Source organism: Shigella flexneri 2a str. 301, assembly GCF_000006925.2.
In the GTDB taxonomy this organism is placed as follows: Bacteria; Pseudomonadota; Gammaproteobacteria; order Enterobacterales; family Enterobacteriaceae; genus ECMA0423.
On the sequence record NC_004337.2, the window covers coordinates 2,352,216 to 2,367,765 of the forward strand.

A 15,550-nucleotide genomic window follows, 5' to 3' on the forward strand; every position below is an offset into this window, starting at 1 on the left:
GCATGAAGAAGTAAAATTATTCTTCTTCTGGCTCGTCGTCAACGTCCACTTCCGGAGCAATTTCATCATCCCCTTCCGCGGCACTGCCGTCGATGGTATCCAGATCTTCCTCGTCAACCGGTTCAGCAACACGCTGCAGACCCACTACGTTTTCATCTTCCGCAGTACGGATGAGGATCACGCCCTGGGTGTTACGGCCCACGATGCTGATTTCTGAAACGCGAGTACGTACCAGCGTACCGGCATCGGTGATCATCATGATCTGGTCGCAGTCATCTACCTGCACCGCGCCAACCACTAAACCGTTACGTTCGGTAACCTTGATGGAGATAACCCCTTTCGTCGCACGCGACTTGGTTGGGTATTCCGCCACTGCAGTACGTTTACCGTAACCGTTTTGCGTTGCGGTGAGGATTGCGCCATCGCCACGAGGCACGATCAGAGAGACGACTTTATCGCCTTCACCTAAGCGAATACCGCGCACACCAGTGGTATTGCAGCCCATCGCACGGACAGAAGACTCTTTAAAGCGCACCACTTTACCTTCGGCGGAGAACAGCATTACTTCATCTTCGCCACTGGTCAGATCAACGCCGATCAGCTCATCGCCGTCAACCAGTTTGATCGCCACTTTACCGGCGGTACGCAGACGGTTGAATTCGGTGAGGACGGTTTTCTTCACAGTACCGTTAGCGGTCGCCATGAAGACTTTCACGCCTTCTTCAAACTCGGTCACCGGCAGGATCGCGGTGATACGTTCGTCCTGTTCCAGCGGTAGCAGGTTGACGATCGGACGACCGCGCGCGCCACGAGTGGCTTCCGGCAACTGGTAAACTTTCATCGAATAGACGCGACCACGGCTGGAGAAGCACAGAATATGGTCGTGCGTGTTCGCCACCAGCAGTCGGTCGATAAAGTCTTCTTCTTTAATACGTGCGGCAGATTTACCTTTCCCGCCACGACGCTGCGCTTCGTATTCAGAAAGCGGCTGATATTTAACGTAGCCCTGGTGAGAGAGCGTCACGACCACATCTTCCTGGGTGATCAGATCTTCCAGGTTGATGTCTGCGCTGTTGGCGGTGATTTCAGTACGACGTTTGTCACCGAACTGTTCACGAACCAGCTCCAGCTCTTCGCGGATCACTTCCATCAGACGATCGGCGCTACCAAGAATACGCAACAGTTCCGCGATCTGATCCAGCAGCTCTTTGTATTCGTCGAGCAGTTTTTCGTGCTCAAGGCCGGTCAGTTTCTGCAAACGCAGATCCAGAATCGCCTGAGCTTGCTGTTCGGTCAGGTAGTACAGACCATCACGCACGCCGAACTCTGGCTCCAGCCATTCCGGACGCGCAGCATCGTCGCCAGCACGTTCCAACATGGCGGCAACGTTGCCCAGCTGCCACGGATTAGCAACCAGCGCAGTTTTCGCTTCTGCAGGCGTCGGCGCATGACGGATCAGTTCGATGATCGGGTCAATGTTCGCCAGCGCCACGGCTAATGCTTCAAGGATATGAGCACGATCGCGAGCTTTACGCAGTTCGAAAATAGTACGACGGGTCACCACTTCACGGCGGTGACGAACAAACGCCGCGATGATGTCTTTCAGGTTCATGATCTTCGGCTGACCATGGTGCAATGCCACCATGTTGATACCGAAAGAAACCTGCAACTGGGTCTGGGAGTAGAGGTTGTTGAGCACAACTTCACCGACCGCATCGCGTTTCACTTCAATCACGATGCGCATACCGTCTTTGTCAGACTCGTCACGCAGCGCGCTGATGCCTTCCACGCGTTTTTCTTTTACCAGTTCCGCAATCTTCTCGATCAGGCGCGCTTTGTTTACCTGATACGGAATTTCGTGGACGATAATGGTTTCACGTCCGGTTTTGGCGTCAACTTCCACTTCAGCACGGGCGCGGATATATACCTTGCCGCGACCGGTACGGTAAGCTTCTTCAATACCGCGACGACCGTTAATGATTGCCGCCGTCGGGAAGTCCGGCCCCGGGATGTGTTCCATCAGCCCTTCAATGCTGATGTCTTCATCATCGATATACGCCAGACAACCGTTGATGACTTCCGTCAGGTTGTGCGGCGGGATGTTGGTTGCCATACCTACGGCGATACCGGAAGAACCGTTCACCAGCAGGTTAGGAATTTTGGTTGGCATGACGTCGGGAATTTTTTCCGTGCCGTCATAGTTATCAACGAAATCGACCGTCTCTTTTTCGAGATCGGCCATCAGTTCATGGGCAATTTTCGCCAGACGGATTTCCGTATAACGCATTGCCGCCGCAGAGTCGCCGTCGATGGAACCGAAGTTACCCTGACCGTCTACCAGCATGTAACGCAGCGAGAATGGCTGCGCCATACGGACGATCGTGTCATAAACCGCCGAGTCACCATGGGGATGGTATTTACCGATTACGTCACCAACGACACGGGCAGATTTTTTATAGGCTTTGTTCCAGTCATTGCCTAGTACGTTCATGGCGTAAAGTACGCGACGGTGTACCGGCTTCAGGCCATCTCGGACATCTGGCAGCGCACGGCCAACAATGACCGACATCGCATAATCCAGATAGGAGCTCTTTAGCTCTTCCTCAATGTTGACCGGTGTAATTTCTCTCGCAAGGTCGCTCATCTAACCGCTATCCCTCTACTGTATCCCGGATTCAAAGGTCGCAAATTATAACACAGCCGCGCAGTTTGAGGTAAACCTATACGCTTTATTCACATCCAATGCCTGATATACTCGTTTGTCTTGCCAATTACGGAGTAGAAGTGCCAATGAATGCCGAAAAATCGCCGGAAAACCATAACGTAGACCACGAAGAGATCGCTAAATTTGAAGCCGTCGCCTCCCGCTGGTGGGATCTTGAAGGTGAGTTCAAACCGTTGCACCGCATTAACCCGCTGCGTCTGGGCTATATTGCCGAGCGTGCTGGCGGTTTATTTGGCAAAAAGGTGCTCGATGTCGGTTGTGGCGGCGGCATTCTGGCCGAGAGTATGGCGCGCGAAGGCGCGACGGTGACCGGTCTGGATATGGGCTTTGAGCCATTGCAGGTGGCAAAGCTGCACGCGCTGGAAAGCGGCATTCAGGTGGATTACGTGCAGGAAACCGTGGAAGAGCACGCGGCAAAACATGCCGGGCAGTATGATGTGGTGACCTGCATGGAGATGCTGGAGCACGTACCCGATCCGCAGTCAGTGGTCAGAGCCTGTGCGCAACTGGTGAAACCAGGCGGCGATGTCTTTTTCTCGACGCTTAACCGCAACGGCAAGTCATGGCTGATGGCGGTGGTTGGCGCGGAATATATTTTGCGCATGGTGCCCAAAGGTACGCATGATGTGAAGAAGTTTATTAAACCGGCAGAGCTGCTTGGCTGGGTGGATCAGACCAGTTTAAAAGAGCGACATATAACCGGGCTACATTACAACCCGATCACTAATTCCTTTAAGCTCGGCCCCGGCGTGGATGTGAACTATATGCTGCACACGCAGAATAAGTGAGGTTGATGTTTGGCCGCGCCAATGCCTGATGCGACGCTTGCAGCGTCTTATCAGGCCTACAAATGCTCTCCGTAGGCCAGATAAGGCGTTTACGCCGCATCCGGCAATTGTGATGGTCAGACAGCGATTACCATTTCACCGTCATCGACAAAAACCCTGCCGTCTGGGCAAAATCATCACTCCCTTTCTGCCACGCCACGCTGCCGCGCAGGGACACTCGCTGACTGATATTGCCCGTGACTCCCACTTTTATTTCACCCCGTAGCTTCACCGCATCGTCACTGATAGTGCTGCCATCTTCTTCAATTTCCGTCGCATGGGGATCGTGATAGTAATTCAGATCTAATGTTGGTGTGACACCAACCGCGGTACGCCATTCGCTGTGTAAACCCAGCCGCGTCTGAATATCATCCCCCTGCGATTGTGACACGCGCGCATGGTTAGCGGCGGTAAAATCATCCTGCTGCACGCCCTGATAAATCACCTGCGCCTGCGGTTCAATCACCACACCACGCCCCGGTAACCACTGATACCCAGCTTCCAGCGAGGCGATAATCCCCGACGAATGGTAACGATCCACGCCATCTTCATGTTCGGAAACATCATTGTTAAACCACGCGTATTGCAGCCAGCTATCCAGCCAGGCCCCCTGCTTCTGATTACCGTGCTGATACCAGCTTGAGGTCAGCCCAACGGCATAACCGTGGTTCTGGTTATCGGCGCGAGTTCCGGTCATATTCGAGCGGCTGTCGCCCTGATTATCACTGTAGCCACCAACCGCCCCAAGCATCCACTCGCCATCCGTGCCCCAGCGCCCGCTAAACAAGCCGCCGCTAAGCTGCACCGTAGAAGTGTCTTCCTGCTGAGCCAGTTGCCCTGCCGCCGTGTAATGATAACGTCCGCCGATAACACGTAAATTCAGCGTCTGACCATCGCCACCAGCGTGATCGCGTCGCTCCATCATAAACGCCTGATTTGCCGCCCGCAGGTTATTGAGATAACCGCCAACTTTGGCATTCAGCACCGGCTGGTAAGCAGGCGTAGGGGCCGGGTCGGGGGTTGGGTCAGGATCCGGCGTGGGATCAGGATCGGGAGTCGGGTCTGGCTCAGGTGGCGATGGCGGCGTTACTTCTTGCGATCGCAGATACCAGTCGTTGTTATCTTCCACTAGCGTGTAGTCATACGCTCCCATGTTGACGTAGCCACTGCCAGCCAGACTGAACTGTGCATTGTTTTGAAACTGCGTGGGATCAGCTGCGAAATCAACCACTTTAATGCCTGTCGATGTCGGCTCACCAATCCCTGTAATGGAGTTAACCACCACAGTTGTGTTGCCAGCAGTATTACCGTTCATCACCAATTGATCGCTTACCGAGTCATCGCCGTTTAATTCGCTGTCGAATAGTAGCGTACCGCCGCCGGTATAATCACCGTTTACCGTCAGCGTATCGCCAGCGACGCCATTTTGCAGGCTAACCGCACCGGACGTATTGGTCAGATCACCATTAACCGTCACGTCAGCAAGATAGGTCAGGCTGTCAGTTTCAAGGTTGGTATTAAGCTCGCCTGTCAACGTCACGCCATCGGTAGCATTTACCAGCGTCCCATCGCCGTTAAATAGTGAGGCATTAAGGGCGACGGAAGTATCCTGCCCGGTCAGACGCAAAACCGTACCATCGCTGATGTCGATAGTGCCGCTGGAAGTAGCATCAATTGACTGAATATCCTGATCCGCGCCAGTAACGAACGTTGCCCCATCACCAACCCACAGTGACGAAGCATAAGGAAAGATATCCGCAACATCGCCTTTCAGGGTGCCTTCTTCGACACGTACCGCCGACTGCGTTGTACCGCTGGCGGTCAGCTCCAGCGTACCCGCCCCCGTTTTAGTAAATGTGCTACCCTCATCCTGATGCTGCCCGCTGCTGTCAGCCATCAGTGCGCCCCACTGCGTGTCTACCCCCGCATCAACTGCCACTTCACCGTCGGCGCGCATTTCAATATCACGCCCATGCTCAGTCGTCGTAGAGCGAGTATCGACATTGGCAGTAATCTCCATCACGCTTTCTTGTTACTTATCGGTAAAGATAACCTGGCGGTTATAGTGGGTATCTCCAAGCTGCGAGTTGTCGCTCACCATCAGCGTACCGGAGGCGATTTGTGTTGTGCCCAAATAACTATTATTGTTTGCCAGACTTACCTGCCCGTCGCTCGCATCGACCACCACGTAGACGCCATCTTTCCCGTCGCCGCCGATATGCAAATTGTCGCCACCTGCAAGATCTACCACATCCTGACTGCCGATAACCGTTCCGCTGCTGCCACTGACTTCAAGGCCATCATTGTATGATGTGCCGCTCTGCCAAGTGGAGAAATCAGAGAGATCGAGCACACCGCCGTTTAACACGATCGACTGCGGATCGTCCTGGAGAGCGGTAAGATCTGCCGCGTCGCCTTCCAGCGAAAGCACCGCACCATCATCAACGACTATATCGCCGGTTAGCGCCATCGACTGCGCCCCTGCCAGCACGTAGCTGCCGTTTTGCGCAATGGTGAGCTGACCAGCACCTTCGATGATGCCAGCAAAACTGCCCTGATTAACAGTAACGTTGCCACCAGCATCGATATTTAAAGTGCCATTCTGAAAGCCCGTCAATGCGTGCACAAAAGTTTGTTGGGTCGAGCCAACGTTTAGCTCAGCCTGATTCTGATACTGATCAATACTCCCTATCGTCAGACCGTAGCAGTCTTGCGGATCGTCCTGGCAATGCGTATCGCCGACATTCATCAGGGAGTTGCTGCGACCCAGGGTAACTTCACCGTTTTCAATCTGCATCTCACCAGTAAAGTCATTGTTATCTGCATTAAGTACCAGATCGCCGGAACCTGTTTTGGTGATTAACCCGGTACCAGCAATAGAGTCAACAGCTCCGTCATTCTCTGTATTGCCGATAACCAGCGTTTTTCCGTCGGCAATATCAAAGGTAACTTCACTTAAGCCGAGATACATAAAGCCACCCGCCGCAGTGGAGGGACCATCTCCATAGCCTGCTGCGCTATTGTTCTCATCGACTAACACGCCGCCGTTCTGGCTGTAGCTGTCATCAACAGAAATATCAATAAGATAGGGAGCCGTCGCGCTATTGGTATATATCGCCCCGCCATAACCTTCGGCTGTGTTATTTGTAAAGGCGGTGTTATTTATTATCGTATAACCTGAAGGATGCTTGCTGTCGCTATTATTATCGGTAACATCGATTGCCCCGCCATCGCCATCACTGTAACTTGTTGATGTATATGCCTGGTTATTGTTAAAAACATCATCACTTAAATAGACGTCATTATTAATGGTATAAATTGCGCCACCTTTGCCATCATTAGCGATATTATTGATGGCGTTAGTGACACGTAAATCGACGGCACCAGTATCATTAGTACCAGAAGAATAGATTGCGCCACCATAGCCGCCTGCGACGTTACCGGAAAAAATAACATCAGTAAGATTCAGCGTTGAGTTTTCTTTAGCAAATATGGCCCCGCCGTTATTATATTCTCCTGTAACGGTGTTATTGGCAAACAGAGTCATTCCAGTTTCATTTTCTGGTAATAGTGAAAATTCCGCTCCTTGTTGCAAAAATACGGCCCCACCGCTGGCATTATTGGTCATATCCGAAAAAACCAGCCATTGCCCATCGGCGATAGACTGGCCCCCTGAATCTCCAGACAACCAATATCACTTATTTAAGTGATAGTCTTAATACTAGTTTTTAGACTAGTCATTGGAGAGCAGATGATTGATGTCTTAGGACCGGAGAAACGCAGACGGCGTACTACACAGGAAAAGATCGCTATTGTTCAGCAGAGTTTTGAACCGGGAATGACGGTCTCCCTTGTTGCCCGGCAACACGGTGTGGCAGCCAGCCAGTTATTTCTCTGGCGCAAGCAATACCAGGAGGGAAGTCTTACTGCTGTGGCCGCAGGAGAACAGGTCGTTCCTGCCTCTGAACTTGCTGCTGCCATGAAGCAGATTAAAGAACTCCAGCGCCTGCTCGGCAAGAAAACGATGGAAAATGAACTCCTCAAAGAAGCCGTTGAATATGGACGGGCAAAAAAGTGGATAGCGCACGCGCCCTTATTGCCCGGGGATGGGGAGTAAGCTTAGTCAGCCGTTGTCTCCGGGTGTCGCGTGCGCAGTTGCACGTCATTCTCAGACGAACCGATGACTGGAAAGATGGTCGCCGCAGCCGTCACTCAGATGATACGGATGTGCTTCTCCGTATACACCATGTTATCGGAGAGCTGCCCACATATGGTTATCGTCGGGTATGGGCGCTGCTTCGCAGACAGGCCGAACTTGATGGTATGCCTGCGATCAATGCCAAACGTATTTACCGGCTCATGCGCCAGAATGCGCTGTTGCTTGAGCGAAAACTCGCTGTACCGCCATCGAAACGGGCACATACCGGCAGAGTGGCTGTGAAAGAAAGTAATCAGCGATGGTGCTCTGACGGGTTCGAGTTCCGCTGTGATAACGGAGAAAAACTGCGAGTCACGTTCGCGCTGGACTGCTGTGACCGTAAGGCACTGCACTGGGCGGTCACTACGGGCGGCTTCAACAGTGAAACAGTACAGGACGTCATGCTGGGAGCGGTGGAACGCCGCTTCGGCAACGATCTTCCGTCGTCTCCAGTGGAGTGGCTGACGGATAATGGTTCATGCTACCGGGCTAATGAAACACGCCAGTTCGCCCGGATGTTGGGACTTGAACCGAAGAACACGGCGGTGCGGAGTCCGGAGAGTAACGGAATAGCAGAGAGCTTCGTGAAAACGATAAAGCGTGACTACATCAGTATCATGCCCAAACCAGACGGGTTAACGGCAGCAAAGAACCTTGCAGAGGCGTTCGAGCATTATAACGAATGGCATCCGCATAGTGCGCTGGGTTATCGCTCGCCACGGGAATATCTGCGGCAGCGGGCTTGTAATGGGTTAAGTGATAACAGATGTCTGGAAATATAGGGGCAAATCCATGCGTAATGCCTGAAAGGCTTTGCCTGCTGGCGTGACAACTCGCTTTGATATCATATCCCTGGCATAAATCAATGGCCGCCGCGACACCGTTAGCAGAGAAAAGAGATGCAATCATTGACGGGAGTAGAGATAAATACTCCTTGCGTAGAAAGATAATCCGCATATTAATCTGACCATCATTTTATATAAGACGGCATATTTAAACGCATTATACAATATGGGTTATCTTTCTTTTGTAAATTGTCCAACCCGATGCAATGGCTATTTTGTTATTATTTGATGAATAATATCAGTGCGTCATAATTCAAGTTAATAACCTTAAGGGATACCAGTTATATTTAAACTAAATTAAAGTAATGAATAATTTTCTTATAATATAAGGTAAATTAACAAAATGGCTTCGCATTTAACAATAACCGAATAGAAAACAACCATTTCGACATCAACAATCGCTTACATTCGCTTATATATTGACCACAACTGATACATCAGATTATGTGATGACTCGTGCTTAGATCAATTTTTGCAATCATTAGCAAAAAGATTAATAAACCATCTATATCAATTTATCCAACCTATTCTGCCGTTCAAGAAATCGCCGAACAGTTATTTTTAACAAATTTTTCTCTTCCCATTGACTTTCCCGGACACCTTGTCTGACCTAAGGTGCGCGAAAGCCACTTTTTCCTTCCTGAGTTATCCACAAAGTTATGCACTTGCAAGAGGGTCATTTTCACACTATCTTGCAGTGAATCCCAAACATACCCCCTATATATAGTGTTCTAAGCAGCTTCCCTTACTACAGGTAGTCTGCATGAAACTATTGCGGAAAGAATTCCAAAAACAGGTACGACATACATGAATCAGAATCTGCTGGTGACAAAGCGCGACGGTAGCACAGAGCGCATCAATCTCGACAAAATCCATCGCGTTCTGGATTGGGCGGCAGAAGGACTGCATAACGTTTCGATTTCCCAGGTCGAGCTGCGCTCCCACATTCAGTTTTATGACGGTATCAAGACCTCTGACATCCACGAAACTATTATCAAGGCTGCCGCAGACCTGATCTCCCGTGATGCGCCGGATTATCAGTATCTCGCCGCGCGCCTGGCGATCTTCCACCTGCGTAAAAAAGCCTACGGCCAGTTTGAGCCGCCTGCGCTGTACGACCACGTGGTGAAAATGGTCGAGATGGGCAAATACGATAATCATCTGCTGGAAGACTACACGGAAGAAGAGTTCAAGCAGATGGACACGTTTATCGATCACGACCGTGATATGACCTTCTCTTATGCTGCCGTTAAGCAGCTGGAAGGCAAATATCTAGTACAGAACCGCGTGACCGGCGAAATCTACGAAAGCGCCCAGTTCCTTTATATTCTTGTTGCCGCGTGCCTGTTCTCGAACTACCCGCGTGAAACGCGCCTGCAATACGTGAAGCGTTTTTATGACGCGGTTTCCACATTTAAAATTTCGCTGCCGACGCCAATCATGTCCGGCGTGCGTACCCCGACTCGTCAGTTCAGCTCCTGCGTACTGATCGAGTGCGGTGACAGCCTGGATTCCATCAACGCCACCTCCAGCGCGATTGTGAAATATGTTTCCCAGCGTGCCGGGATCGGCATCAACGCCGGACGTATTCGTGCGCTGGGCAGCCCGATTCGCGGTGGCGAAGCGTTCCATACCGGCTGTATCCCGTTCTACAAACATTTCCAGACAGCGGTGAAATCCTGCTCTCAGGGCGGTGTGCGCGGCGGTGCGGCAACGCTGTTCTACCCGATGTGGCATCTGGAAGTGGAAAGCCTGCTGGTGTTGAAAAACAACCGTGGGGTTGAAGGCAACCGCGTGCGTCATATGGACTACGGGGTACAAATCAACAAACTGATGTATACCCGCCTGCTGAAAGGTGAAGATATCACCCTGTTCAGCCCGTCCGACGTACCGGGGCTGTACGACGCGTTCTTCGCCGATCAGGAAGAGTTTGAACGCCTGTATACCAAATATGAGAAAGACGACAGCATCCGCAAGCAGCGTGTGAAAGCCGTTGAGCTGTTCTCGCTGATGATGCAGGAACGTGCGTCTACCGGTCGTATCTATATTCAGAACGTTGACCACTGTAATACCCATAGTCCGTTTGATCCGACCATCGCGCCAGTTCGCCAGTCTAACCTGTGCCTAGAAATTGCCCTGCCGACCAAACCGCTGAACGACGTCAACGACGAGAACGGTGAAATCGCGCTGTGTACGCTGTCTGCTTTCAACCTGGGCGCAATTAATAGCCTGGATGAACTGGAAGAGCTGGCGATTCTGGCGGTTCGTGCACTTGACGCGCTACTGGATTATCAGGATTACCCGATCCCGGCCGCCAAACGTGGAGCGATGGGGCGTCGTACGCTGGGTATTGGTGTGATTAACTTCGCTTACTATCTGGCGAAGCACGGTAAACGCTACTCCGACGGCAGCGCCAACAACCTGACGCATAAAACCTTCGAAGCGATTCAGTATTACCTGCTGAAAGCGTCTAATGAGCTGGCTAAAGAGCAAGGCGCGTGCCCGTGGTTTAACGAAACCACTTACGCGAAAGGGATCCTGCCGATCGATACCTATAAGAAAGATCTGGATGCCATCGCTAATGAGCCGCTGCATTACGACTGGGAAGCATTGCGTGAATCAATCAAAACGCACGGCCTGCGTAACTCCACGCTTTCTGCCCTGATGCCGTCCGAGACCTCTTCGCAGATCTCTAACGCCACTAACGGTATTGAACCGCCGCGCGGTTACGTCAGCATCAAAGCGTCGAAAGACGGTATTTTGCGCCAGGTGGTGCCGGACTACGAGCACCTGCACGACGCCTATGAGCTGCTGTGGGAAATGCCGGGTAACGATGGCTACCTGCAACTGGTAGGTATCATGCAGAAATTTATCGATCAGTCGATCTCTGCTAACACCAACTACGATCCGTCACGTTTCCCGTCAGGAAAAGTGCCGATGCAGCAGTTGCTGAAAGACCTGCTCACCGCCTACAAATTCGGGGTCAAAACGCTGTATTATCAGAACACCCGTGACGGCGCTGAAGACGCGCAGGACGATCTGGTACCGTCAATCCAGGACGATGGCTGCGAAAGCGGCGCATGTAAGATCTGATATTGAGATGCCGGATGCGGCGTAAACGCCTTATCCGGCCTACGGCTCGGTTTGTAGGCCTGATAAGACGCGCCAGCGTCGCATCAGGCTCCGGGTGCCGGATGCAGCGTGAACGCCTTATCCGGCCTACGGCTCGGATTTGTAGGCCTGATAAGACGCGCCAGCGTCGCATCAGGCACAGGATGCGGCGTAAAATGCCTTATCCGGCATTAAACTCCCAACAGGACACACTCATGGCATATACCACCTTTTCACAGACGAAAAATGATCAGCTCAAAGAACCGATGTTCTTTGGTCAGCCGGTCAACGTGGCTCGCTACGATCAGCAAAAATATGACATCTTCGAAAAGCTGATCGAAAAGCAGCTCTCTTTCTTCTGGCGTCCGGAAGAAGTTGACGTCTCCCGCGACCGTATAGATTACCAGGCGCTGCCGGAGCACGAAAAACACATCTTTATCAGCAACCTGAAATATCAGACGCTGCTGGATTCCATTCAGGGTCGTAGCCCGAACGTGGCGCTATTGCCGCTTATTTCTATTCCGGAACTGGAAACCTGGGTCGAAACCTGGGCGTTCTCAGAAACGATTCATTCCCGTTCCTATACTCATATCATTCGTAATATCGTTAACGATCCGTCTGTTGTGTTTGACGATATCGTCACCAACGAGCAGATCCAGAAACGTGCGGAAGGGATCTCCAGCTATTACGATGAACTGATCGAAATGACCAGCTACTGGCACCTTCTGGGCGAAGGCACCCACACCGTTAACGGTAAAACCGTAACCGTTAGCCTGCGCGAGCTGAAGAAAAAACTGTATCTCTGCCTGATGAGCGTTAACGCGCTGGAAGCGATCCGCTTCTACGTCAGCTTTGCTTGTTCCTTTGCCTTTGCAGAACGCGAACTGATGGAAGGTAACGCCAAGATTATTCGCCTGATTGCCCGCGATGAAGCCCTGCACCTGACCGGTACTCAGCATATGCTGAATCTGCTGCGCAGCGGCGCGGATGATCCGGAGATGGCGGAAATTGCCGAAGAATGTAAGCAGGAGTGCTATGACCTGTTTGTCCAGGCGGCACAGCAAGAGAAAGACTGGGCGGATTATCTGTTCCGTGACGGTTCGATGATTGGTCTGAATAAAGATATTCTCTGCCAGTACGTTGAATACATCACCAATATCCGCATGCAGGCAGTCGGTTTGGATCTGCCGTTCCAGACGCGCTCCAACCCGATCCCGTGGATCAACACCTGGCTGGTGTCTGATAACGTGCAGGTTGCTCCGCAGGAAGTGGAAGTCAGTTCTTATCTGGTCGGGCAGATTGACGCGGAAGTGGACACCGACGATTTGAGTAACTTCCAGCTCTGATGGCCCGCGTTACCCTGCGCATCACTGGCACACAACTGCTGTGCCAGGATGAACACCCTTCCCTTCTGGCGGCGCTGGAATCCCACAATGTGGCGGTTGAGTACCAGTGCCGCGAAGGTTACTGCGGCTCCTGTCGCACCCGACTGGTCGCAGGTCAGGTGGACTGGATTGCCGAACCGTTAGCCTTTATTCAGCCGGGGGAAATTTTGCCCTGTTGTTGCCGGGCAAAAGGCGATATTGAAATCGAGTTGTGATCGGGTACTAGCGCCAGATACGACGCTTACGCGTATTATCTGGCCTACAACGATTACATGGCGTAGTAATACGCTTTCACCTGCTCCCAGTCCGCTTTAGGGATCGGCTCCAGATATTTTTCCAGCTGGCGGAAGTCATGATTAATCGCTTTATCGCGACGCAAGCGGCGACGACTTTTCTCCAGATCAAGAAAACCAGCTTCTGCCTTACCTTCTGTTTTCACATAGATATGGCGAACATAGCAACAGCCATGCTGACGATTAACGCTATGCATTTTCTTAAACGCCAGTGCCACTGCTTTCAACATGGCTTGCCGTACTTCGTCAGAATAAGGCGATACTGCATGCCGGGCATACCAGTCAGCAATGCTGATGAACCCCGCCATATCTTCAGTCACCAGCAACGCGCGCCATTCACCCTCAATTTTCACCGCTTCACCAAAAACGATCTTCGGCACGATGACACCGGCCCGTTCCAGTTCTTTAATTACCGCAACCTCACGGACAATCGTTGGTCGGCCGAACGGATAACGTACTGAATGAAACAGATGATGCGTCATGCGCTTTACATACAGCTTTTTGCCGTTGCGCTCGACGCATTGCACCCCGCTCATACCATTACGGCGATAGTTAGGCTCTTCAACCCAGTCGCCCTCTGTTGCCCACCAGTGATTAAATTCGTCGTACTTTGCTGAAACTGCCATACCCTATCGCCTGTCATTTTTATTAACGACAATGACTATAGGTGGTTACCTGAGGAAAATCTTAATGAAACGTGTCGTATTAATGAATTTCTTTTGCCGCTACAGGTGTGACACCGCTTTTGCCCTTCATTTGCAGCGCATAGATTCCACCAGCCACTACCACTAATAGTGCGCCCAGCAGATAAAATGTGAATTTAATCAGTCGGATACAGCGATGAATTTTATTCGACAGGGATTAGGCATCGCCTTACAACCAGAGTTAACGCTGAAAAGCATTGCAGGTGAATTGTGTTCCGTTCCTCACGAACCAACCTTCTATCGACAGATTTCGTTGCTGACTAAAGAAAAGCCGGTAGAAGGCAGTCCACTGTTTTTACTACAAATGTGCATGGAACAATTAGTGGCGATTGGAAAAATTTGATATGAGACAGGATGGCGCATGAACGCCATCCTGCAGTAACATTACTCTTTATTAAGAAATTTTACTGCCTTATCAGGGAAATCAGTAAACAGCCCATTTACACCCGCTTTGTTATACAGAGCATCATATAACTGATTCACATCAGGAGTGTATTCAGGCAGTTTATCTGACCGCACGGTATAAGGATGCACTACCAGTTTATTCTGCTGGGCATCTTGCACCATGCCAGTGAGTTTGATATTACCCGGCTGCGATGTCTCCTCAATCAACATATGGTAATCCGGACCAATACCATCTGCATATTCCGCCACCTGTTTCATGGCTCCCGGCTTAAACATCCAGTCGTAGTTGTAATTAACCCAGCTTCCATCCGGCTGTTTCTGCTGCGTTTCATTCCAGTCGGTATAGGCAATCAGCTGTACCAGATTGAGCTCCATGCCCATTTTGGGTTCCAGCTCATTCTTAATACGCTTCAGCTCATCAGCATCAAAACATTGCAAATAAACTTTATCGTCTTTACCGGTGTAACCATATTTCTTCAGCACTTCCAGCGTTTTTGCCGCAATATCCTTCCCTTCCTGATGATGGAACCACGGCGCTTTGATTTCTGGATAGATACCGATATTTTTCCCGGTAGAGTGATTTAACCCCTGAACAAATTCAATCTCTTCTTCAAAGGTGTGCACCCGGAAGTCGGACTTACCCATTGGGAAACGCCCCGGATAAGTCTGTACTTTTTTACCGTTTTCAATATCGAAACCTTCGGTAAATTTCAGCGACTTAATTTCATCCAGCGTGAAATCTATCGCGTAGTAACGACCGTCTTTGCGCGCCCGATCCGGGAAACGATCGGCAACATCAGTAACACGATCGAGATAATGGTCATGCAGAACAACCAGATGGTCGTCTTTGGTCATCACCAAATCCTGTTCCAGATAATCCGCTCCCTGCGCATACGCCATCGCTTTTGCTGGCAGCGTATGCTCCGGCAAATATCCACTGGCACCGCGATGGGCGATGACTATTTTTTCGTTGCTGTCCGCCGCCATTGCACTGCTTCCCATGACTATAGTGCTCATCATGATCGCCATGCTAAGGTTTTTCAGCTTCAATTTCATG

The 15,550-nt window shown here is 51.1% G+C and carries 9 protein-coding genes, 1 pseudogene and 2 other annotated features; of the genes and pseudogenes, 6 read left to right on the plus strand and 4 right to left on the minus strand.

Annotation, left to right across the window (positions count from 1 at the left end):
* Nucleotides 1–16: 16 nt before the first annotated feature.
* Nucleotides 17–2,644 carry a DNA gyrase subunit A gene (gene gyrA / locus SF2311; RefSeq protein NP_708120.1) on the minus strand — a complete coding sequence of 876 codons (2,628 nt, stop codon included), beginning with the start codon at nucleotides 2,642–2,644 and terminating at the stop codon, nucleotides 17–19.
* 146 nt (nucleotides 2,645–2,790) lie between these two features.
* Between gyrA and ubiG the strand changes: the two genes are divergently transcribed.
* A complete protein-coding gene (gene ubiG, locus SF2312; protein ID NP_708121.1) occupies nucleotides 2,791–3,513 on the plus strand; it encodes a bifunctional 3-demethylubiquinone-9 3-methyltransferase/ 2-octaprenyl-6-hydroxy phenol methylase in 723 nt (240 codons plus the stop codon).
* A gap of 127 nt (nucleotides 3,514–3,640) precedes the next feature.
* On the opposite strand, the pseudogene SF2312a reads toward ubiG, so the two are convergent.
* A pseudogene (locus SF2312a) lies at nucleotides 3,641–7,240 on the minus strand.
* Nucleotides 3,641–8,707, minus strand: a sequence feature (Similar to Escherichia coli K12 ATP-binding component of a transport system gi: 1788565 (1251 aa). BLAST with identity of 96% in 1688 aa. This CDS has been disrupted by insertion. The sequence has been checked and is believed to be correct.). (Overlaps the previous pseudogene by 3,600 nt.)
* Nucleotides 7,213–8,543: a mobile genetic element, on the plus strand. (Overlaps the previous feature by 1,331 nt.)
* Between SF2312a and SF2314 the strand changes: the two are divergent.
* The 4 genes from SF2314 (at nucleotide 7,693) to yfaE (ending at nucleotide 13,306) form a co-directional block, all read left to right on the plus strand.
* Nucleotides 7,693–8,532 carry an IS2 ORF2 gene (locus SF2314; protein NP_708123.3) on the plus strand — a complete coding sequence of 280 codons (840 nt, stop codon included), beginning with the start codon at nucleotides 7,693–7,695 and terminating at the stop codon, nucleotides 8,530–8,532. It overlaps the preceding feature by 840 nt.
* 695 nt (nucleotides 8,708–9,402) lie before the next feature.
* On the plus strand, nucleotides 9,403–11,688 hold the full coding sequence (gene nrdA, locus SF2316; RefSeq protein ID NP_708124.1) for a ribonucleotide-diphosphate reductase subunit alpha: 2,286 nt from the start codon (nucleotides 9,403–9,405) through the stop codon (nucleotides 11,686–11,688).
* Between the two features lie 194 nt (nucleotides 11,689–11,882).
* The gene (nrdB, locus tag SF2317) at nucleotides 11,883–13,052 is read left to right on the plus strand and encodes a ribonucleoside-diphosphate reductase 1 subunit beta (RefSeq protein NP_708125.4); all 1,170 of its coding nucleotides are present in this window, start codon (nucleotides 11,883–11,885) and stop codon (nucleotides 13,050–13,052) included.
* The gene (yfaE, locus tag SF2318) at nucleotides 13,052–13,306 is read left to right on the plus strand and encodes a 2Fe-2S ferredoxin (RefSeq protein NP_708126.1); all 255 of its coding nucleotides are present in this window, start codon (nucleotides 13,052–13,054) and stop codon (nucleotides 13,304–13,306) included. Before nrdB ends, yfaE begins: the two co-directional genes overlap by 1 nt.
* Nucleotides 13,307–13,359: 53 nt before the next feature.
* Here the strand turns inward: yfaE and inaA are convergent, their stop codons facing one another.
* Nucleotides 13,360–14,010 carry a hypothetical protein gene (gene inaA, locus SF2319; protein ID NP_708127.1) on the minus strand — a complete coding sequence of 217 codons (651 nt, stop codon included), beginning with the start codon at nucleotides 14,008–14,010 and terminating at the stop codon, nucleotides 13,360–13,362.
* Nucleotides 14,011–14,224: 214 nt separating this feature from the next.
* On the opposite strand from inaA, the gene yfaH reads away from it, so the two are divergent.
* Nucleotides 14,225–14,431 carry a hypothetical protein gene (gene yfaH, locus SF2320; protein NP_708128.1) on the plus strand — a complete coding sequence of 69 codons (207 nt, stop codon included), beginning with the start codon at nucleotides 14,225–14,227 and terminating at the stop codon, nucleotides 14,429–14,431.
* A 41-nt stretch (nucleotides 14,432–14,472) separates the two neighbouring features.
* On the opposite strand, the gene glpQ is transcribed toward yfaH, so the two are convergent.
* Nucleotides 14,473–15,549: a glycerophosphodiester phosphodiesterase gene (gene glpQ, locus SF2321; protein NP_708129.2), complete on the minus strand. Its 1,077-nt coding sequence runs from the start codon at nucleotides 15,547–15,549 to the stop codon at nucleotides 14,473–14,475.
* Between the last annotated feature and the right edge of the window lies 1 nt (nucleotide 15,550).